The 19,575-nt window shown below is 67.9% G+C and carries 20 protein-coding genes; 14 read left to right on the top strand and 6 right to left on the bottom strand.

Annotated features, from left to right (window positions below; translation table 11 throughout):
- Window positions 1-41: 41 nt before the first annotated feature.
- Complete coding sequence (locus ACLQ2O_RS18730; RefSeq protein WP_425832986.1) at window positions 42-401, top strand: ArsR/SmtB family transcription factor; 360 nt, start codon at window positions 42-44, stop codon at window positions 399-401.
- A gap of 19 nt (window positions 402-420) precedes the next feature.
- Entirely contained in the window at window positions 421-1,479 is a 1,059-nt protein-coding gene (locus ACLQ2O_RS18725) for an ArsO family NAD(P)H-dependent flavin-containing monooxygenase (RefSeq protein ID WP_425832985.1), read from the top strand.
- Here the strand turns inward: ACLQ2O_RS18725 and ACLQ2O_RS18720 are convergent, their stop codons facing one another.
- The 5 genes from ACLQ2O_RS18720 to ACLQ2O_RS18700 are packed head-to-tail and all read right to left on the bottom strand — an operon-like array spanning window position 1,480 to window position 5,100.
- Window positions 1,480-2,463, bottom strand: coding sequence for a metalloregulator ArsR/SmtB family transcription factor (locus ACLQ2O_RS18720; RefSeq protein ID WP_425832983.1), 984 nt, complete (start codon window positions 2,461-2,463; stop codon window positions 1,480-1,482).
- A gap of 54 nt (window positions 2,464-2,517) precedes the next feature.
- A complete protein-coding gene (locus ACLQ2O_RS18715; RefSeq protein WP_425832981.1) occupies window positions 2,518-2,919 on the bottom strand; it encodes an arsenate reductase ArsC in 402 nt (133 codons plus the stop codon).
- On the bottom strand, window positions 2,916-3,665 hold the full coding sequence (locus tag ACLQ2O_RS18710; RefSeq protein ID WP_425832980.1) for an aquaporin: 750 nt from the start codon (window positions 3,663-3,665) through the stop codon (window positions 2,916-2,918). The genes ACLQ2O_RS18715 and ACLQ2O_RS18710 overlap by 4 nt, the downstream gene beginning before the upstream one ends.
- On the bottom strand, window positions 3,662-4,333 hold the full coding sequence (locus ACLQ2O_RS18705; protein ID WP_425832978.1) for an arsenate reductase ArsC: 672 nt from the start codon (window positions 4,331-4,333) through the stop codon (window positions 3,662-3,664). The genes ACLQ2O_RS18710 and ACLQ2O_RS18705 overlap by 4 nt, the downstream gene beginning before the upstream one ends.
- Window positions 4,330-5,100, bottom strand: coding sequence for an ArsR family transcriptional regulator (locus ACLQ2O_RS18700; RefSeq protein WP_425832976.1), 771 nt, complete (start codon window positions 5,098-5,100; stop codon window positions 4,330-4,332). Before ACLQ2O_RS18700 ends, ACLQ2O_RS18705 begins: the two co-directional genes overlap by 4 nt.
- A gap of 30 nt (window positions 5,101-5,130) precedes the next feature.
- Between ACLQ2O_RS18700 and ACLQ2O_RS18695 the strand changes: the two genes are divergently transcribed.
- From ACLQ2O_RS18695 to ACLQ2O_RS18640, 12 genes are all read left to right on the top strand, one after another.
- Window positions 5,131-5,442, top strand: a complete 312-nt coding sequence (locus ACLQ2O_RS18695) for an ArsR/SmtB family transcription factor (RefSeq protein WP_425832974.1) — start codon at window positions 5,131-5,133, stop codon at window positions 5,440-5,442.
- Entirely contained in the window at window positions 5,436-6,542 is a 1,107-nt protein-coding gene (arsB, locus tag ACLQ2O_RS18690; protein ID WP_425834007.1) for an ACR3 family arsenite efflux transporter, read from the top strand. The genes ACLQ2O_RS18695 and arsB overlap by 7 nt, the downstream gene beginning before the upstream one ends.
- Complete coding sequence (locus ACLQ2O_RS18685) at window positions 6,542-6,787, top strand: DUF2180 family protein (protein WP_425832972.1); 246 nt, start codon at window positions 6,542-6,544, stop codon at window positions 6,785-6,787. The genes arsB and ACLQ2O_RS18685 overlap by 1 nt, the downstream gene beginning before the upstream one ends.
- A 218-nt stretch (window positions 6,788-7,005) precedes the next feature.
- On the top strand, window positions 7,006-8,043 hold the full coding sequence (locus tag ACLQ2O_RS18680) for a toprim domain-containing protein (protein WP_425832970.1): 1,038 nt from the start codon (window positions 7,006-7,008) through the stop codon (window positions 8,041-8,043).
- A 105-nt stretch (window positions 8,044-8,148) separates the two neighbouring features.
- Window positions 8,149-8,895 carry a hypothetical protein gene (locus tag ACLQ2O_RS18675; RefSeq protein ID WP_425832968.1) on the top strand — a complete coding sequence of 249 codons (747 nt, stop codon included), beginning with the start codon at window positions 8,149-8,151 and terminating at the stop codon, window positions 8,893-8,895.
- Window positions 8,896-9,094: 199 nt separating this feature from the next.
- Window positions 9,095-9,691 carry a hypothetical protein gene (locus ACLQ2O_RS18670; protein WP_425832966.1) on the top strand — a complete coding sequence of 199 codons (597 nt, stop codon included), beginning with the start codon at window positions 9,095-9,097 and terminating at the stop codon, window positions 9,689-9,691.
- A complete protein-coding gene (locus tag ACLQ2O_RS18665; protein WP_425832964.1) occupies window positions 9,688-10,632 on the top strand; it encodes a hypothetical protein in 945 nt (314 codons plus the stop codon). The genes ACLQ2O_RS18670 and ACLQ2O_RS18665 overlap by 4 nt, the downstream gene beginning before the upstream one ends.
- A 20-nt stretch (window positions 10,633-10,652) precedes the next feature.
- Complete coding sequence (locus tag ACLQ2O_RS18660; RefSeq protein WP_425832962.1) at window positions 10,653-10,976, top strand: DUF6112 family protein; 324 nt, start codon at window positions 10,653-10,655, stop codon at window positions 10,974-10,976.
- 52 nt (window positions 10,977-11,028) lie between these two features.
- Window positions 11,029-12,267, top strand: a complete 1,239-nt coding sequence (locus ACLQ2O_RS18655) for a type IV secretion system protein (RefSeq protein ID WP_425832960.1) — start codon at window positions 11,029-11,031, stop codon at window positions 12,265-12,267.
- Window positions 12,264-13,697, top strand: a complete 1,434-nt coding sequence (locus tag ACLQ2O_RS18650; protein ID WP_425832958.1) for an SCO6880 family protein — start codon at window positions 12,264-12,266, stop codon at window positions 13,695-13,697. The genes ACLQ2O_RS18655 and ACLQ2O_RS18650 overlap by 4 nt, the downstream gene beginning before the upstream one ends.
- 188 nt (window positions 13,698-13,885) lie before the next feature.
- Window positions 13,886-15,139 (top strand): ATP-binding protein, encoded by a 1,254-nt coding sequence (locus ACLQ2O_RS18645; RefSeq protein ID WP_425832956.1) that lies wholly within the window; start codon window positions 13,886-13,888, stop codon window positions 15,137-15,139.
- A 7-nt stretch (window positions 15,140-15,146) separates the two neighbouring features.
- A complete protein-coding gene (locus tag ACLQ2O_RS18640; RefSeq protein ID WP_425832954.1) occupies window positions 15,147-16,901 on the top strand; it encodes a type IV secretory system conjugative DNA transfer family protein in 1,755 nt (584 codons plus the stop codon).
- A 711-nt stretch (window positions 16,902-17,612) separates the two neighbouring features.
- Here the strand turns inward: ACLQ2O_RS18640 and ACLQ2O_RS18635 are convergent.
- On the bottom strand, window positions 17,613-19,526 hold the full coding sequence (locus tag ACLQ2O_RS18635; protein ID WP_425832952.1) for a CopD family protein: 1,914 nt from the start codon (window positions 19,524-19,526) through the stop codon (window positions 17,613-17,615).
- Between the last annotated feature and the right edge of the window lie 49 nt (window positions 19,527-19,575).

Genomic DNA, 19,575 nt, shown 5'->3' with positions numbered 1-19,575 from the left:
CCCACCTTGCCTCTTGATTAGACATAAGTCAAGATAGACACATGTCAAAACAGCAGCTCTCGCTCGATCCCGTCGGCGGGTGCTGCGTCCCGATCATGGACGCGGCCCTCGACAGTGCCGCCGCGGTCGAGGGCGCGTCGGTGTTCAAGGCGCTCTCCGACCCGATCCGGCTGCGGCTGATGTCGATCATCGCGTCGGCTCCCGGGGAGGTCTGTGTCTGTGACGTCACCCCGCTGTTCGATGTTTCGGGCCCGACGATCTCCCATCACCTGAAGGTGTTGCGCGAAGCCGGACTGGTCGACTGCGAGCGCCGCGGCACCTGGGTGTACTACTGGGTGCTGCCCGAGCGCCTGACCTGGATGTCGACGTTGCTGTCGGTTCCGGAACCCGCCGCGGGCTGATGCTCGGCGCTGAACTGACGTGACGCCGCCTCCACGCGAGATCCGTGTTGTCGTGATCGGTGGCGGTCAGGCGGGACTGGCCACCGGCTTCTACCTGCGTCGCTCCGGGCTGGTTCCCGGCGAGGACTTCGTCATCCTCGACGCAGCCGAGCAGCCCGGCGGCGCTTGGGCGTCGATGTGGCCGACCTTGCGGACGTTCTCTCCCACGCAGTACTCGTCCCTGCCCGGCTGGATGATGCCGCCGTGGACCGGCGACTCCGGCTACCCGCTGGCGGCACACGTCGTCGACTACCTGACGCAGTACGAGAAGCGTTACGAGCTGGATGTACGTCGCTCCGCCGCGGTCGACTCCGTGAGTCGCGAGGGGGAGCGCCTCGCGGTCCGCAGCGCCGCCGGTGACTGGCTGGTCGAGCGGGTGGTCTCGGCGACCGGCACGTGGTCGAGGCCGTTCGTCCCGACATACCCCGGATCGTTCGCCGGGCTGCAGTTGCACACCGCGTCGTACCGCGACGCCTCCGCCTTCGCCGGTCAGCGCGTTCTGATCGTCGGCGGCGGTAATTCGGCCGCGCAGATTCTCGCCGAGGTCTCGGCGGTCGCGGACACGACCTGGGTGACGCTGCGCCCGCCGCAGTTCCTCCCCGACGACGTCGACGGCCGGGCGTTGTTCGAGATCGCGACCAGCAGGCATCGCGCGCGGCAGCTCGGCGAACCGGACACCGGTGGAGTCTCCGGGCTCGGCGACATCGTGATGGTCGAGAGCGTTCGCAAGGCCCGTGATCGCGGCGTACTGCAGGCTCGTGAATCGTTCGCTCGGCTGGTCGAGCACGGTGTTCGATGGCGCGACGGCACCGAGTCGCCGTACGACGTGATCATCTGGTGCACCGGCTTCCGGCCGGCGCTCGGTCACCTCGCACCACTCGGCCTGCGAGGGGCGGACGGCACGATCCCCACGGACGGAACTCATGCGATCAAGGAGCCTCGCCTGCACCTGATCGGCTACGGCGACTGGACGGGACCGGCCTCGGCCACGCTCATCGGAGCGGGCCGCACGGCCCGCGACCTGGTCGCCGATCTCTGATCACGCAGGCGTAAGCAGCTCGGCCGCGAGGTCTCTCACCTGCTGGTCGATCTCGTCGCGGATCCGCCGTACGACGGGAAGCGGCCGATTCTCAGGATCCTCGACCGGCCAGTCGAGGTAACGCTTGCCCGGGTAGACCGGACAAGCGTCGCCGCAGCCCATCGTCACGACGACGTCGGCCGCGCGGACGATCTCGTCGGACAGCGGTTTCGGGTACGCGCCGCCCAGATGCACGCCGACCTCGTCCATCGCCGTGACGACGTTGGCGTCGACGAGTGCCACAGGCAACGATCCGGCCGATCTGACCAGAACGCGGTCGCCGGCCAGCTGGTTCAGGAAGCCGGCCGCCATCTGCGACCGTCCGGCGTTGCGAACGCAGACGAACAGCACCTCGGGGACCGAGCCACGGGCTTTGCCCTGAGCCTTCGCCAATGCGGCCAGCCGCTCGGCGGCGAAGCTCGCGGTCAGGGACGGCAGGAACCTCCGAACGCGGGATCGGTCCGCCAGCATGGTGTAACTCTCGCCGACGTACCGCCGTACCGTCGCTGGTGAGAAGACGCCGGTGAAGCGGGTCGCCAGCTGGTCCGAGATGCGTTCGAGCTGTCGATCGACGACAGCCGCGCTCAGGTCGACCGTCGACTCGCGGGCCGGACCTTGCTCGGGTGGCTCCACCCCGAGCAAGGTCGCCAACTGCTCCACTGCGTGATGGGTCGGCCGGTAGTAGCTCGACGACTGCCGTCGCTCCCGTGTCAGCAGGTCCGCTTCACACAGCAACCGCAGCTGCTGACTGATGGCGGTCGGTGACTGGGTGAACTCCGCGGCGAGCTGGCCAACGCTCGCCTCGCCGGCCGGGTGGGTCAGGACGAGACTCATCAGCCGCAGCCGGGTCGGATCCGCGACGACGCCGAGCTGGGCCGCACGCCGCTCTGCGTCCTCCCGCGACAACGGCATCATCACCGATGGCCGCAGAGACGGATTCGACATGGCTTTATATTCACAGCCGTCTATGTAGTGGTCAATGTGCCGGGGTGGACGGCGTCATGCGGCCTGCAGTTCGCCGACGAGCTTCTCGATCCGGGTGCGGATCTCGTCGCGCACCTGGCGGACGACCTCGATCGGCTGTCCGGCGGGATCGGTGAGTTCCCAGTCCTCGTACCGCTTGCCCGGGAAGATCGGGCAGGCGTCGCCGCAGCCCATGGTGACGATGACGTCGCTCTCGCGCACGGTCTCGGTCTCGAGGCGCTGGGGGACCGCGCCGGTGATGTCGATGCCGACCTCCTGCATCGCCTCGACCGCGATCGGGTTGATCTGGTCGCGCGGTTCGGACCCGGCCGACCGCACCTCGACGGTGTCGCCGGCGAGGTGCCGCAACCATCCGGCGGCCATCTGGGACCGGCCGGCGTTGTGGACGCAGACGAACAGAACGCTTGGCTTGCTCACGGGGATACTCCAGTACTCGCAGGGTTTTCGGTGTGGGGTGTGACAACATCGTCGGCCGCGCGTCCGGCCGTGGGGTAGAGCAGTCTGAGAAGTGCGACGCCGGCGGCAGCTCCGATCACCTGGGCGATCACGAAGCCTGGAAGCGATCCCGGTGCGATTCCGGCGAAGGTGTCGCTGAAGGCGCGGCCGATCGAGACGGCCGGGTTGGCGAACGAGGTCGAGGAGGTGAACCAGTACGCCGAACCGATGTACGCGCCGACAGCTGCCGGTGCGATCGCGGCTCGCCCAGATGCCGCGAGGGCGAAGATCAACACGATCAGGCCAGCTGTGGCGACGACCTCGCCGAGCCAGAGGTGGGGCGCGCTGCGATCTGTCGTCGACCAGGACACGGCTGCTGCGTCGTACATGAGATTCGCCAGTACGGCGCCGAAAGCCGCGCCGATGATCTGCGCGGGGATGTAGGCGGCCAGGTCGCGTGGTGTGAGGCCGGCGCCGCTGCGTCGTCCGATCCACCAGTCGACCGCCGAGACGACCGGGTTGAAGTGGGCGCCTGAGACCGGTCCGATCATCAGGATGAGGACGGCGAGGCCGAGCGCGGTGGCGAAGGCGTTCTCCAGCAACTGCAGTCCCACGTCGTTCGGCGACAACTTGGCGGCGGCGATGCCCGACCCGACCACGACGGCCACCAGCAGTCCGGTCCCGACGCCTTCGGCGACGGCCCGTCGCCACAAGGGGATGGCGTTCACTCGCGACCCGCCACCGCTGGGACGTTGATCTCGTCGAGCAGTTGGCGGACCCGGCGTTCGATCTCGTCGCGGATCGGCCGGATCGCGGCCACGTCGAGCCCGGCCGGGTCGTCGAGTACCCAGTCCTCGTAGCGTTTGCCGGGGAAGATCGGGCAGGCATCACCGCATCCCATGCTGATGACGACGTCCGCGGCGCGCACCACTTCGTCGGTCCACGGCTTCGGGTACTCGGTGGAGATGTCGATCCCGCGCTCGGCCATCGATGCGACGGCGGCGTCGTTCACCTCGATGCCTGGCTCCGAGCCGCCCGACCAGGCGATCGCGCGGTCTCCGACCAGGTGCTCGAAGAACCCGAGTGCCATCTGTGACCGGCCGGCGTTGTGGACGCAGAGGAACAGCACCACCGGACGGCCGTCGTCGTGGTGGCCTTCCACTCGGGCCAGTGCGGTCAGCCGCTGGCGGGCGAACCGTTCGGCCAGCAGGGGAAGGAAGTTCGGGACGGTACTGCCGGTCGCGAACTGGTCGTAGCTGGAGTGCAGGAATCGCTCGATCGTCTCCGGTCCGTAGATCCCGGCGAACTGTTCCCCCAGCCGGGAGGCCGCCGTACGCAAGGCAAGGTGCTGGTCGATGGAGAGGTCTTCGCGTTTGTACCCGGCGACTTCGGTCATGATCTGCTCCTCGGACGTTTCGCCTCGGTGGACGAAACCAGTGGCGCCAGCCGATCGATCCGGCCGGCGAGCTCGCTGTAGGCGGCCTCGAAGGCCGCGTCGGTGTCGGTCGGTGCGGGATCGGGCACCGACCAGTGCACTCGTGGCCGCGCCTCGGTCGGCAGGTCCTCGTACGCGATGTCGCACACGGCAATGACCAGGTCGTCGCTGCTCACGACGTCATCCACCTGAGCGGTCCTCCAGGTGTCGGTCTCCAGACCGTGGCGTCGAGCAACCTTCAGCGCCCGCGGATGCACACGCTCCGCGGGCCGGGTGCCGGCGGATGCCACCGGTACGTGGCTGCGCCGGGCCCAGATCGCCGCCGCCAACTGTGACCGCGCCGAGTTGTGCGTGCACACGAACACCACGCGTGGCACCTCGGTCAGCGAAGGGCTCGTGACGATCGCCAGGGTCTCGGGGACCAGCCGAACGTAGGTGCGTCGGTGATCTCCCTCGGATCGCGTGCGTACCACCAGGTCGGCTTCTTCCAGGACTTTCAGGTGGTGGGCGACGAGATTGGTCGGCATCTCGAGAAGCGCGCCCAGTTCGCTGGGGGCGGCGTCTCCCACCATCAACGTGTCGACGACGGCCAGCCGTGCGGGATCCCCGAGGGCGGCATGGACCCGCGCCCGCCTGATCCTGGACTTCTCCTCAATGTTCATTGCCTCAATAGTCACTGAGCTATCAATCGCTGTCAATCTGAGGACTCGGTGGGCCGGAAGTTGCATCAGTGAGTACTGACATGTAAGCATCAGTGCATGCTGATATCAGCCGAAGCTGATCTGATTCGGGTACTGGCCGATCCGCTGCGACTTCGGATCGTCGGCCTGCTCGCGCAGGAGACGCTCTGCACGACGCACCTGATGGCCGAGACGGGTGCGCGGCAGACCAACCTGTCCAATCACCTGCGGCTGCTCCGCGAGGCCGGAGTGGTGGAGACCGAACCGTGCGGCCGCTTCACCTATTACAAGCTGCGCCCCGAGGTGCTCGACAGCCTCGCATCGCTGTTCGGCGGCCTGGCCGAGACCGCCCGGAAGACCATCGCCGACGATCGAAAGAGAGCGTGCTAGTGACGCAGACCCTCAACACAGCGGACGCGAAGGTCGTTGTGAAACTGTCGACGCTCGATCGCTTTCTGGCTGTGTGGATCTTGGCGGCGATGGCCGTCGGCTTGACGTTGGGCCGCGTCGTCGGCGGGCTGAACGACGCTCTCGCGAAGCTAGAGGTCGGTGGGATCTCTTTACCGATCGCCCTCGGGTTGTTGCTGATGATGTACCCGGTGCTGGCCAAGGTCCGCTACGACAAGCTCGACGCCGTCACGGCCGACAGGCGACTGATGATCCTGTCGCTGGTGATCAACTGGGTCCTCGGTCCGGCCGTCATGTTCGCTCTGGCCTGGATCTTCCTTGCCGATCTGCCCGAGTACCGCACCGGTCTGATCATCGTCGGTCTGGCGCGGTGCATCGCCATGGTCATCATCTGGAACGACCTCGCGTGCGGTGACCGCGAAGCCGCTGCTGTCCTGGTGGCCCTCAACTCGGTGTTCCAGGTGGTGGCCTTCGGCCTGCTCGGGTGGTTCTATCTCGATCTGCTGCCGCAGTGGCTCGGCCTCGGCGACGGCCAGGGCCTGGACGTTCCGGTCTGGCACATCGCCCTCAATGTCGTCGTGTTTCTCGGCATCCCGCTGGCCGGCGGCTACCTGACCCGCCGGGTCGGCGAGGCGCGGCTCGGCCGCACCGGTTACGAGCAGAAGTTCCTGCCGCGGATCGGCCCCTGGGCCCTCTACGGCCTGCTGTTCACGATTGTGATCCTCTTTGCGCTGCAGGGCAGGACGATCACCTCGCAGCCACTGGACGTCGCCCGGATCGCCCTGCCGTTGCTCGTGTACTTCGCGGTGATGTGGTTCGGCAGCTTCGCCATCGGCAAGGCGGCCGGCCTCGCCTACGACCGCACCGCCACCCTCGCGTTCACTGCCGCGGGCAACAACTTCGAACTGGCTATCGCTGTCGCCATCGCGACGTTCGGTGTGACGTCCGGCCAAGCGCTGTCGGGGGTCGTGGGTCCGCTCATCGAGGTACCGGTGCTCGTGGGCTTGGTCTACGTCTCGCTGGCCCTCCGTCGCTCGTTCCGCGGTGATCGGCAGGTCACCCTGACATCCCGGGAGGGTTGATGGAGTGCCACGAGTGTCAGGCCACGCAGCAAGTGAGCCCCGCCAGCGCCATCTGCAGCCATTGCGGCGCTGCCGTGTGTGCGGACCACACGGTGGCGATCTCCGAGAGCCTGACGTGCACCCGGCCGATCGCCCAGCAAATCACCGTCACTCCGCCGGCCCGTCGCCTCCTGTGCCCGGTGTGTGCGCTGGCACGACAGGCGTTCTCCACCTGCTGCCCTCAGGCCGTCCCCGCAGGGCGCTGACTTCCCACCTTCCGTCGCTGAGCGTTCCGCTGTCCCCGCATGACGCCGAATCCCGGTACTCCTGGATGTGGTGATCGCGGTTCCGTGAGGTCCGTTGCTTCCCAAGGCTGGACCCGACGAAGTACGTCGGGCTCCGGTTCGAGGGCGTGCCGGACTACGGGAAGGCGCGATCTGTGGAGGTTGCACACGAGCGATTGGTCCAGGCGCAGGTTGCGGCCATGGAGTTCTTCCGAACGGAGCTGAAGTTGCGACCCAACGGGTGGGCGCGGAGTCATCTGCAGTCGCGCCGGCTTGATCATGTGCGGGAGCCGGGGTCGCGATGGGCGGTGGGGTACGCGCCGGACGCGTGGGCTCATCTGGTCGACTACCTGCGGAGCAGGGGGTTCGACGAGCAGACGATGGTGGCGGCTGGGTTGGTCGTTGCCACGCGCAAGGGGTACCTGATCGATCGGTTTCGGGACCGGATCGTGTTTCCGGTGCACGACATCGATCTGCGGCTGGTGGGGTTCGCGAGCCGTGGACGTGGTGGGATTGCGAAGCATCTGAACTCGCCCACCACCGCGATCTACCGCAAGGCGGAGGCGTTGTTCGGTGTCGCGCAGCAGCGGCGGCTGCTGGAGAACGGTGCTGTTCCGGTCCTGGTCGAGGCCCCGTTCAATGCCCTGGCTGTGAGTTCTGCAAGCGGCGCTAGTTCTCGATGGGCGGGTATCGGACTGTGCGGCCTCGCGCTCAGCGAGGCGCAAATCCGGATCATTCAGTGCTACGCGGGAACCGACTCCGTCATTGTCGCCCTGGACGGAGACAGTGGTGGCCGGCTGGCCGCGGTACGGCATTTGGATCTGCTGAGCCGGAGCTTCCGGAACGTCCTGGTCGCGGACCTGCCGGATGGTGAAGACCCGTCGGAGATCTACAGCTCCGAAGACGGGCAGAGGCGGCTTCGGGCTCAGCTCGAGAACACGCGGCCACTCGTGAGTCTGGTGATCGAGCTGGAGCTCGGTCGCTGGGACCGGGTCCTTGACCACGTGAGCGGCCGGGTCGGCGCGCTTCGTGCGGTGGCCGGCCTGGTGCCGCGGCTTCCGGTCAGCCTGATCGCGGACGAGGTGCGGCGGTTGTCCCGGGTGCTGAACCTCGATCCGCAGACGGTTTCGAGGGAGGTTCTCGCGGCTCATGGCAAGACTGGGTCGAGGCGTCAGGTGCGGCGTCTCGAACCGCTGCGTTCGGAGCCTGATCCGCCGGCCACTGTGATCCAGATGTGAGTGCCGGTTCAGGACTCCTGGACCTCTGAATCCGGGTTCTGAGTCGTTGCTTCAAGCACCAGATTTTTCCCACAGGTCACAAACGGTGAATGTGGGGAGCAAGCAATGACGATCGAATTGCAGGAGCTGCTCGCCGGTGCGGCGGCATCGAAGTGGGCGCCCGAGATCTCGGAAGGACTGGCCCGAGGCATCGAGGAACGAATTATCGCCTTCCTCCCGAGTCGGGCCAGGGCGGCCCTGGGGTCAGAGGAAGCGGCGCAGCGTGCTCGGGTCATCGCGTGGGAGCGGTGCAAGATCCTGGCCGCGCGGCCAGAGGTGACAGCGTCGTGGGGCTACTTGGCCAACACTGTGCGGTGGCGGCTGGCTGACTCCGTACGTGCTGAGGCTCTTCGGCGCCAGCGTCATCCCCTGATGCAGGTGCTGCCCGATCGGGCGGATGCCCAAGTCATGACGGAGCTCGGCCCGTTGCTCGAAGCGGTCGCTGCCGAACTGACCCGGATGGGTCTGCCCGAGCGGACCGCCCGGCGGATGCTGATCATCGCCACCGAAGGCCCCCGGCTCGAACGCTCGGCCATCCGAGGCCGTCTGGTGAGCGCCGGCATCGCAACAAGTCAGGCCGAGGGCATCGCCTGGCTGGTACGCGGAGGTGCGGCCAACCGGTCGGCGGTAGCCCGGCTGGCGACTGGCCAGCGCCGCGCTGAGGTGTTCAGCGACTCGCTGGTGCGACGGTGGCTGGCCGCGGCTGCCGGCATGGACGCCACCTTCAGCGGAGGCAGGAGGGGGACCTGTCGCCCCTCTGCGGCCCTGCCGCCTACCGAATCGTCGAGCCCTGGCCTGGCCAGGACGGCGTAGGTGCAAACCGCCGGAAGCCCAGCCGTTGAGTCCGGCATGACGACGAACAGTCCCCGACGTACCCACTGGCTTGTCCGCTACTACCGCTGGCAAGCCCGCCTGTACCTGCGCATCCTGCGCGCTGTCTGGATCATCCCGGCGCCGCTCGAGGCCTCGATCCAGAGGCGCCTGACGCGCCGACCTGGAGGTGGAAGCTGACATGGCAGGAATTCTGCGATCCAAGCTGGTTGCCCTGGCAGCCGCCGGCCTGGTGCTCCTCACGCTGATCGCCGTGACCGTCGCCCGGTGGCAGCGGCCATCGAAAGAGCAGCCGCAAGTCACGGCGACTCAGAGCGGCGACGCGGGTAAGCCGTGGCTGGACGCGTGGCAGCGCCCGGAGACCACCGATCCGAAGGTGTACGCCTCGGCGTACGCGACAGCGATCTGGACCTACGACACCACGGTGCACGGCTACTTCGACTGGCAGAACGCGGCGAAAATGTTCGCCGACCCGATGGACGAGGGCGGCCCGAGGGTGGCCGGCAGCATGCTGCCGGACTTCGGGCAGTGGGAGCAGCTGGACCTGCACGACGCGAAAGCGTCCGTGAGCGATGTGTCGGCGGAGACGCCGCCGGAGCTGGTCCGCCTCGGGAAGAGACCTGGCACTCCCGAGGGCTGGCACGGCTTCGTCGTACGGGGCCAGCAGACCAACGTGATCGACGGCGAGCCGCGGATCACGCCGCGGTCAGTGACTGTGGCCGTCGTCTGCACGCCGCAGTGCCGATTCTGGTCCGCGACCGCCGACGGTCCGCTGTGATCGGCAAGGCAGCTGTGGCCGGCATGTGCCTCGTGCTCGGGGTCGCGCTGGTCCCGCCGATCGCGGCGGCCAGGGGCGGGACGAGTGCCTGCGTGGCTGTTCAGGCCGCGGGCGACGTCAGCCTTGACGCTGAGCAGCAGTCGAATCTCGCCGTCGTGTTGGCGACCGGTGATCAGCTGCGCGTCAGCCCGGAAGGCAAGGTCATCGCGGTGATGACCGCTCTGACCGAGTCGTCGCTGCGAAACCTGGGCCATGGCGACACGGCCGGCCCGGACTCGCGCGGGCTGTTCCAGCAGCGCAACGGCTGGGGACCACTCGCCGTACGGATGGATCCCGAAGGAGCTTCGGTCCTGTTCTACACCGCCTTGCTCAACGTTCCCGGGTGGCTGGAGACGCTCCCGTGGCTGGCGGCCCAAGAGGTCCAGCGGTCGGCGTTCAGCGACGGCTCCAACTACAAGGCCAACTACGCCCGAGCCCAGCAACTCGCCGGATCATCGACCGATTCGCCGTGCGGGCCAACAACCCCAGTTAAAGGCGGCGGCGAACTGCCAGGCGCCCGGGCCGCCATCACCCGGGCGTTGGAGTTGGTGGGTCAGCGCGGCTACTACCAGCTCTGCGCCCGGCTGGCGGCGAACATCTGGGGGCGACCGCGCGCCGGGTACGCCTCTGCTGCTGAGCAGTGGTCGCAGATGGTTGCGTCCGGCAACGCCCACTTCGACAGGCAGCTGCCGATCGGCGCCCTTGTCTTCTGGGACACCGGCGGACTCTACGGCCACGTCGCGGTGTACGTCGGCGACGGCCGCGTCGTCTCCAACGACATTCGTGACCAGTTCCCGGGCGAGGGCGGCGTCTACCTCGTCGACCTGACCGCGATCGAGACGGACTGGAACGCGACCTACCTCGGCTGGGCGCCGCCGATCTACCAGAGCACCTCAGCATGACCAACGAGAAGGGCTAGACGATGTCCACATTCCTCGCGCCCGTTCGCGACAAACTGCTCATCACGGTCGCCACCCAGGACCCTGGCGTCACTCCGAACTCCAACGGCCTGCCGGGGTTGTCCGCGCTGAAGCAGATGGCCGGCGCCCTGGTCACCTTCGGTCTGGTGATCTGTGTGGTCGGTTTCGTCATCTCGGCTGCCGCTTGGGCGCTGGGCAGTTTCAAGGGCAATTCGCACTACGCAGGCAACGGAAAGACGGGCTGCCTGGTCGCCGCCGGCTGCGCGATCCTCATCGGCTCTGCCAACACGATCGTCCGCTGGGCCAGCGGCATCAGCATCAGCTGAGGTGGCAGCGATGAGCTGGTCCGACTGCCTCATCAACCCGGTCAGCTGTGTCGTGTCCGACGTCGGCAACTCGGCTGCGAACTCGGTCTGGGAGTCGTTCCTCAAGTGGACCGCGAGTGGCCTGGGTGACCTTGCGGCCACGGTCTTCCAGACCTTCAGCACGGGCACCACGCCACGATTCGACCAGGAGTGGTGGCAGACCAACCTCGCCCTCATCGTCACGATCTCGCTGCCGCTCCTGGTTGCCCTGTTCGTCTTGCAATGCATATCGGCTGTCGTTCACCGCGAACCACGCAGGCTCGGACGCGCCCTGGTCGGAGCGGTGATCGGTACTGCGGGCGTGCCGCTCGCCGTCGCGGTGATCAGCTCCTGCGGAGCGATCGCCGACGAGATATCGCTGGCCATCTTGGGCAACCGTGCAACCGCGGACGGGATGAAGCGGCTCACCGACATCAGCACGCTGCTGACCACGGCATCTCTCGGCGGCTTCCTCCTGCTAGCCGTCCTCCTCGCACTCGTCGCCCTGTTCGCCCTCTATTTCGTGCTCCTCTTTCGAGAAGTGGCGCTCGTCGCCTTCGTTGTGTTCGCGCCGATCGCGTTGGCGAGCTGGACCTGGTCGGCGACCCGGCACTGGCTGCGCCGCTGGATCGAAGTTGTCGGAGCGCTGCTGTTCTCGAAGATCGCGATGGCGGTCGTGTTCGCGCTCGGTCTATCGGCCACCGGCGCTGCGGATCAGGGCAACAACCCGGCCAACCTGAGCACATTCCTCGCGGGCGTTCTCCTGGTCGCGATGGCTGCCTTCGCACCCGCCGCGACGTTCTCGTTCATCCACTGGGCCGGCGACCAAGGACACAGCGCCGCACGCGCGATCCAGCAGGGTTCTGTCGGTGCCGCGGCGGCGCGCGACAGTGTCGATAAGGCTCAGCGCTGGGGCGCAGAGCACTTCGGTACGTCGCTCGACAAAGAGGACTCGCCCGTCGTCGGCAACGGCACCGACGGCATCGACACCGACGACGCGATCATCGACCGGGCAGAAGCCGACGCCACGAAATCTGGCGATTCTGGCGGCTCGTCCTCAGACGGCTCAAGCAGCCCTGACGAGCCAGTCTCCGGCGGCGACGCACCACTCGCACCGGCACCGACAGCACCAGCCGCTGACAGCGGGGAGGGCTCGACGGCCATCGCCGTCGCCACAAGCGAAGTCTCCGTCGACGCGCCAGCCGCGGACAACCCCGCTGCGAGTGCCCCAGGCAACGAATCGACCACCGACATCGGAGAGGACCGCGGATGACGACCACGATGGCCACCCGCTTCCCCAGACCTGAACGCAACACCGTGCTGCTCGGACTGCGACCGATCCAGGTCGCACTGCTGGCGCTCGCGATCCTCCTGCTCGTGCTGTCCCTCCTCGCCGACTCCAGCCCAGCGGCGCGGATGGCCGGCATCGCGCTATCGACCAGTTGCGCCGTCGCGGCCTTGGCCCGCATCGAGGACCTTCCGGCCTACCGCTGGATCCTGCTCCGCGCGCTGCACGTCCTCCGAATCGCGAGGAAGCAGCAGTCGTACCGGGCATCGTTCACTCGTCCACGGGCGCACGGATCGCTGCACCTGCCCGGCACCGAGAGCGCCCTGAAGATCCTCGACACAACCGCCACCATCGCCGCCATCCACGACCCTCGCCGCCGGCGACTCACCGCGGTCGCTCGCATCGACGGGCCGGCGCACCTGCTACAGAACAGCGACGAGCAGGACCGTCGCGTCACGGCGTACGGGCAGCTGATCGCCGGCCTGTGTCAGAGCAGCCGGATCGTCCGCGCCCAGATCCTCGAACGCACCCTTCCGGACCCCGGCGATGGGCTAAACAAGTGGGCGCAGCAACGAGGGCTCGACCCGAGCAAGCCCGCTGGAGCGATCTACCGCGATCTCCTCAAGCACGCGGCTCCCGCGCCCGCCCGGCACGAGACGCTGTTCGCGTTCACGCTGAATCTGGACGCAGTGTCGAAGGAGGTCCGCAAGCACGGCGGGGGAGTCGCCGGGGCGATGACGGTGCTGGAAGCCGAGGCCCGTGGCTTCGAGATGGGCCTCGCCGCGGCAGGAGTCGCCGGATGCTGGCTGAACGCCCCGGAGCTGGCGATGAGCTTGCGCGTCGCGTTCGACCCTTCGGCGACTCGTACGATCCCCAGCCTCGAGGCGCTGGACCCTTCGGGCGCCGGTCCATTGGCGATCGATGCCGGGTGGGATCAGCTGCGGACGGACTCGTCCGTTCACCGGGTCTACATCGTGACCGAGTGGCCGCGGGTGAAAGCGACACCGGCCTTCCTCGGGCCACTCCTTCTGAAGCCCGGCGTACGTCGGACGTTCTCCCTTGTCCTTCAGCCGATCCCGGTCGGGAAGGCGCTGCGCGACGCCCGCCGGCACCAGGTCGACCGCGTCACCGAGCGGGCCACCCGACGCAAGATCGGCCAACTGGAGACCGAGGAGGATCGCCAGCTCGACGCCGATGTAGCTCAGCGCGAGAAGGACCTCGCCGCGGGGCACGGAGATGTCCGCTGGATCGGCCTTCTTGCCATCTCTGCGGATGACGAAGAGAAGCTCGACGAAGCCTGCACCGAAATGGAGATCGCCGCTGCCCGAGCGCTGATCGACCTGCGACGCCTGGTCGGCCAGCAGCTCGACGGGTTTCTCGCGACCACCCTGCCGTTCGGAACGGGGCTGCGATGAACAGAAGAGACGTCGCTTCATACGAGCCGAGCGGCCTGGACAGAGCCGCTCGACGCGCAAGCCGGAAGTCCACCGAGCTCCTCCGAGCGGACTCACCTACCAGCACGGTCCGCGAGCGCGGAACCTTCGAGGCATTCGTCGAACCGGCGAGAGCTCCGTACGACGCCCGGCACGCCCTTCCGCTGCTCGTGGATTCTCACCGAGCCACCACACGGATCCTGCGCGTCGCCTACCCCCTCCTCGCCGAAGGAGGACTCGGTGCCGACGGCACCTACATCGGATCCGACATCTTCAGCGGTGGATCCTTCGTCTACGACCCCTGGGTCCTCTACCAGGCAAAGGTCATCACCAACCCGAACCTGCTCCTGGCCGGCGTCATCGGCAGCGGCAAGTCCTCGACCGCCAAGGCCTTCATCACACGCTCGATCGCCCTCGGCCACCGCGCCTACGTCCCGTGCGACCCGAAGGGCGAGTGGACCGCCGTCGCCGAAGCAGTCGGCGGAGTCGCCATCCAGCTCGGCCCCGGCCTACCGACCCGCCTCAACCCCCTCGACGCAGGCACCCGGCCGACCGCCGTACTGCCCGACGAATGGCACAAGATCGTCTGGTCCCGTCGCCGCGCCCTCCTCGGCACCCTCGCCGAATCCACACTCGGCCGCCCGATGACCGCTGTCGAGCACACCGCACTCGACCTCGCCCTCGAAACCGGCTCCGCCGACCGTCCCGCACCGACCATCCCCGATGTCGTCACGGCGCTGTTCGCGCCCGACGACGACCACGCACGCAGAGTCGGCCTCCAGACCAGCGCGGTGCTCGAAGACGGCCGCGAAGTCGCCCACGCCATCCGGCGGCTCGTCCACGGTGACCTGTCCGGCATGTTCGACGGCCCATCGACCACCGAGTTCGACGCCACGCTGCCGATGGTCAGCCTCGACTCGTCCCGCATCGGCTCCGGCGGCAACGACCACGCCCTGCGCCTGGCCCTGGCCTGCGCATCGTCGTGGATGGAAGCGGCCGTCGCCGACCCCTCAGGAGGACAACGCTTCATCGTGTACGACGAAGGCTGGCGCGTCATGCGCGACCCGGCGCTGCTGCGCCGGATGCAGGAGCAATGGAAACTGTCCCGCGCCTGGGGAGTATCCAACGTCCTCATCATCCACCGGCTGTCCGACCTCGCCGCCGTCGGCGACCTCGGATCAGAGGCGCGCGCCCTGGCCGAAGGTCTCCTCGCTGATTGCTCGACCCGGATCATGCTTCGCCAAGAACCCGACCAGCTCGCCCGGACAGCGACGCTGCTCGGCCTCACCGACGTCGAGATCGCGACCATCGCCAAGCTCCCCAAAGGCCGCGCCCTGTGGCGCCTGCCCGATCGCTCGTTCGTCGTACAGCTCGTACGGCACGCACGCGAAGTCGAACTCTTCGACACCGACGCCCGGATGTAGGTCGCGGATGCTCAACAAGAACGGAAACAACACCGACCTCGCGATCATCGCTCTCATAGCCGTCGCCGCCAGCGCACTGATGCTCAGGACGGCAGGCGGGCTGAGCAGCCTGATCACGACCGGAGAGTGGATCAGCACGCCGCTGCCCTCGAGCCTTCGGGTCCTGGTCGACCCAGCGCACCCAGCCCAAGCCTTCGACCGCCAGGGTGAGCACTTCGGGCCGATGCTGTACTGGACGCTCGTGGCGCTGTTCATCGCCATCCCCGTCGCCGTCGGCGCCGCTGCGTCGCGGCTCTGGCAACACCGTCGAGCAAGCACACGCGGGAGAACTGGTCACCTCACGTCCCGCCCCGGCTTGGCCACCCGCGCCGACATCGAGCACGCCGTCGGCCGTCGCCAGGTACTACGCCGTGGCCGCTCGGCCAGACCGTCCCTGAAGAGCCCAAGGCCTGAAGACGTCGGGGTTCTTCGCGGTTACTCGCGCGGCCGGGGATGCTGGTCGTCGGTCGAAGACTCCGAGATCCTCGTCGGCCCGCCCCGGTCCGGAAAGGGCCTGCACATCGTCATCAACGCCATCCTCGACGCCCCCGGCGCGGTCGTCACCACCTCCACCCGGCCCGACAACCTCGTTGCAACTCTCGGCCCGCGCAGAGTTGCCGGCCCGGTCGCGGTCTTCGATCCGCAAGGCCTCAGCAAGGCCGAGGGCATCCGCTGGTCTCCCGTCCGCGGCTGCGAGAACCCAACGACCGCCATCGTCCGCGCATCCGGCCTCGCGGCCGGCGCCGGCTTCGCCAAGGGCGGCGTGTCCGACGGCGCGTTCTGGCACGGCCAAACCGAGATGGCCCTCCGAGGCCTCCTCCACGCCGCCGCCATCGACGACACCGGCATCGACCGCCTCTACCGGTGGGGCCTCGAACCCGCCTCCGCCATCGAAGCCGTCACCATCCTCAACCACTCAGGCGACGCGGCCGAAGGCTGGGGCGACACCCTCGATGGCATCGTCCGCATGGACGGCCGCACCCGCGACGCCATCTGGGCCGGCGTCCGCTCCGCGCTGTCAGCCCTCGCCGACCCCGCCGTACGCCGAGCGTTCGACCCACCACCCGGCGAAGGCCTCGACCCCAAAACCTTCCTCGCCGACAAAGGCACCATCTACCTCCTCGGCACAGGAGCCGGCGCCAGCGCCACCTCCGCCTTCATCGCCGCCCTCCTCGAAGACATCACCGAAACCGCACGCCAAATCGCCGCCCACCAAGAAGGAGGCCGCATGGAACCCCCGCTCGCGCTGGTCCTCGACGAAATCGCCAACCTCTGCGCCGTCCCCTCCCTGCCATCCCTCATGGCCGACGGCGGCGGCAACGGCATCTCCACCCTCGTCGTCATCCAATCCCTGGCCCAAGCCCGCGAACGCTGGGGCGAACAAGCCGCCGCAGCCATGTGGGACGCCGCCACCTTGCGTCTCATCCTCGGCGGCTCGGCCCAACCCCGAGACCTGCAAGACCTCTCCGCCGTCTGCGGCGACCGAGACGAAGAACTCCGCAACTGGAGCCGCGCCCCCGACGGCGGCCGCACCTGGTCCACCAGCACCCGCCGAATGCCGATCCTGCCGCCCGACGCCCTCCGGACACTTCCCTTCGGCACCGGCGTGCTCCTCGCCCGAACTGCCCCACCGATCCTTCTCGCGCTGCGTTCTTGGACCAGTCGCGCCGATGCTCCATCCATCCACAGAAGTATCGCCGACGCTGGGCAACCGAACCGATGAGCCTCGGTGAGGACCCTTCCGCGTACTTCGGACTGAACGACGAGCCACAGGTAGTGAACTGGCGAGAGCTGGACGACTCAACGGAACGCCTCGAACTTGAGCGCCTGGGAAAGTGGGTCACATGGCTCAACGCCCGCTACTGTCTGGACTACAAGGTGGTCCCGGCGTGCTGGGCGCTCCACGGACCTCTAGTCGAGGAACTGTCCGCCCTCCGATCATTCTGGGAGGGCTGCTACCAGGACGACTCCGCGCCCTCCGAGCCGGTGGCCTTCCATCGCGAACTAGACGCTGCGGCACGCCGCCTCCGCGAGTGGAACTCGCGCTCAGGTTGCTCTCGAACAGCCCACAGGTCGGACCGTCCGGCCGAGTAGTCGGTGGCACGTAGCGAAGGCGAGCGAGCTACCGCGAAGATCGGCACACCGGCGCGCCGGGCGAGCAGCGCACTGGCCAGGCGGACGGTCGCGTCGGATGAAGCTGAGCAGCGTGATCGCGTCCACCGATGACATCGACCAGTTTAATCGTCCACGTCCGTTGGAAGGAACGGCCCGTGTCTCCGGGTCTCGCCGGGTGTGGCGCGATACTATTGCCTAAGGCAACATTCAGGAGGTGGCCAAGCTGGCGACTGGCCCCCTTGGACCGGTTGGACTGCAACTGGTCCGGGCAGAGTCGGACAATCGACGGTGCCGGGCAGGATCGAATGTCGGCGTGCTTCTACCGCGGGTATGTAAAGGTGCGGTTGATCAGGTGTTTAGGAGCAGTGAGTGTTTCGTGGGTGATCCGGTACGACGCATCGACCTCGAGTTGTACGTGGATCCCCTCCGCTGGGAGCCCGAAGGCCAGCGCTGTGCGGTCGGCGGTGGCGGGTAGCACAGTGACGCCGAGCTTGGGGCCGCTGCCGTAGGGCTCGCTTTCGAGAAACCCGGCTCCGTCGGTGGTGACCGAGCGGGTCGGCGGCGCGTTCAGTGAGGTGTCGCTGGTCACGGTCTCGGCGATGCGGATCGACTGCTGGGTTCGCATCGCGGTCACGACACGTGACAGCAAACCCTGGCTGAGCCGTGGGGGCCAGGTGATCGGAATGGAGGTAGCGCCGCCGTGCCAGCCAGCCGCGTTGACGTTGAGGTAGAGGTGCTGGGTGGTGTTGTGCCATTGCGCCGGGCCGACGAAGCAGCCGGGCCCGCACGGTTGTAGTGCCACGGTGATGGGTGTCGTCGCGGGAGCGCTGAGGCGGGCGCTGAGCTGGAAATCGGCGGGTGCCGCCTCGCCGGTCTGGACCCGATCGTCCGGTGTCCGCAGCCGGATCTCGAGCTGGTTTTGGCTGGCGGCGATGCCGACTGCGATTTGGCCGGCGAGTGCGCCGAGCCGGATCACGGGTCCGGTGACCGGTGGCGGGAAGCCAAGGTCTTGGGTGGCGGGGGCAGGAGTCGGCACGGAGACGAGGGCTGCGGTGACGGCGAGCACGGTGACCAGCGCGATGGCTTCGATCCGCGCCACTCGTGCGACGGGTGCCGGCGTCGGCTCTGTGGCAGATCGCGTCAGGCGGCGGCGTGCTGCCCAGGCGAGCCCGGCGACGATCCCGACGAGAGCGAGTTTCACGAGGAGTATCTGCCCGTATCCAGTGGTGGTAAGGGTATTGAGGTTCGGGACCAGAAGGAGTGCGCCGATGGTTCCGGTTGTTGCGGCGGTGACGAACAGGGCGAGGGCCAGCCGGGCGTAGGCGGCGAACACGGGACGGATCCGTACGACCCGGGCCCGGTTGGTGTAGGCGACTCGCACGAGGTGGACCAGCGCTCCGATCCAGGTAGTGACCGCCGTCAGGTGGACGGCGATGATCAAAACTCCCACGACCCCTTGTCGGCTACCGAGATGGTTGCGGAAGCTCTCAGCGCCGACGACAGCCAATGCCGGTGTCATTGCCAGCCACCAGCGGCCTCGACCCGCGACGGCAGCTGCCGCAGCGAAGCCGATGACTTCCACGCCGAGCAGAGTTGCGGCGCGGCCGGGTCCGGCGGTTACCAGAAGATGGGCGAGTAGCCCGGCCGCGGACAGTAGGCCGAGTAGGGCGGCTGGTCGCACGAACGATCGTGGTCTGAGGGCTTTGGGTCCAGCCAGGCGTGCGAGTAGCCCGCCGACGAGGCCACCGATGACGCCTGCCAGGGCGAGGAACAGCAACCAGCGCAGGGCGACGGTCGGGGGAAGGCTGCCGGTTCCGGCCTGTTCTTGTCCTTGGAGACCGGCGGAGCTGGTGGCCACGGCGAAGTCGAAGCCGGACTCGACGACATCGCCGTCTTGGGCGGTCACCTGCCAGCGCGCGATGTAGCGGCCAGGATCGAGGTGATCGAGTACTCGGATGGCGAGCCGCCGGCCGCCCTGTTCGCGGGTCACTTCGGAGGTGCGGATCGCGTGCTGGGCATCGTCTATCAGCCGGACCCCGCGCGAATCGACGGTGACCGGCTCGTCGAAGACCATCGTGATGAGTGTGGGCGCAGATGCGGCCGAGTACCCGGCTTGTGGGGTCGTGCTGAGCAGGGTCGGATGTGCGGCGGCGGGTGCTGCGCTGGCCAGCAGCGAGGCGAGCACTGCGGCGGCGATGAGCGTGAGCCGCGCAAGGAGTGCGCGTGGGGTCATCCGAAGATCAGTGGACGAGCCGCCAGCGCGGCCGCCAATGCGGCTGGAA

The sequence above is a fragment of the Kribbella sp. DT2 genome (assembly GCF_049844575.1).
In the GTDB taxonomy this organism is placed as follows: Bacteria; Actinomycetota; Actinomycetes; order Propionibacteriales; family Kribbellaceae; genus Kribbella.
This window is presented reverse-complemented; position numbering and strand designations above follow the sequence as displayed.

Coding starts and splice junctions, on each gene's coding strand:
- ACLQ2O_RS18635 (WP_425832952.1), bottom strand. CDS start 19,526: ATGACCCCACGCGCACTCCTTGCGCGGCTCACGCTCATCGCCGCCGCA.
- ACLQ2O_RS18680 (WP_425832970.1), top strand. CDS start 7,006: ATGGAGTTCTTCCGAACGGAGCTGAAGTTGCGACCCAACGGGTGGGCG.
- ACLQ2O_RS18670 (WP_425832966.1), top strand. CDS start 9,095: ATGGCAGGAATTCTGCGATCCAAGCTGGTTGCCCTGGCAGCCGCCGGC.
- ACLQ2O_RS18685 (WP_425832972.1), top strand. CDS start 6,542: ATGGAGTGCCACGAGTGTCAGGCCACGCAGCAAGTGAGCCCCGCCAGC.
- ACLQ2O_RS18695 (WP_425832974.1), top strand. CDS start 5,131: ATGCTGATATCAGCCGAAGCTGATCTGATTCGGGTACTGGCCGATCCG.
- ACLQ2O_RS18720 (WP_425832983.1), bottom strand. CDS start 2,463: ATGTCGAATCCGTCTCTGCGGCCATCGGTGATGATGCCGTTGTCGCGG.
- ACLQ2O_RS18730 (WP_425832986.1), top strand. CDS start 42: ATGTCAAAACAGCAGCTCTCGCTCGATCCCGTCGGCGGGTGCTGCGTC.
- ACLQ2O_RS18660 (WP_425832962.1), top strand. CDS start 10,653: ATGTCCACATTCCTCGCGCCCGTTCGCGACAAACTGCTCATCACGGTC.
- ACLQ2O_RS18675 (WP_425832968.1), top strand. CDS start 8,149: ATGACGATCGAATTGCAGGAGCTGCTCGCCGGTGCGGCGGCATCGAAG.
- ACLQ2O_RS18705 (WP_425832978.1), bottom strand. CDS start 4,333: ATGACCGAAGTCGCCGGGTACAAACGCGAAGACCTCTCCATCGACCAG.
- ACLQ2O_RS18700 (WP_425832976.1), bottom strand. CDS start 5,100: ATGCAACTTCCGGCCCACCGAGTCCTCAGATTGACAGCGATTGATAGC.
- ACLQ2O_RS18640 (WP_425832954.1), top strand. CDS start 15,147: ATGCTCAACAAGAACGGAAACAACACCGACCTCGCGATCATCGCTCTC.
- ACLQ2O_RS18650 (WP_425832958.1), top strand. CDS start 12,264: ATGACGACCACGATGGCCACCCGCTTCCCCAGACCTGAACGCAACACC.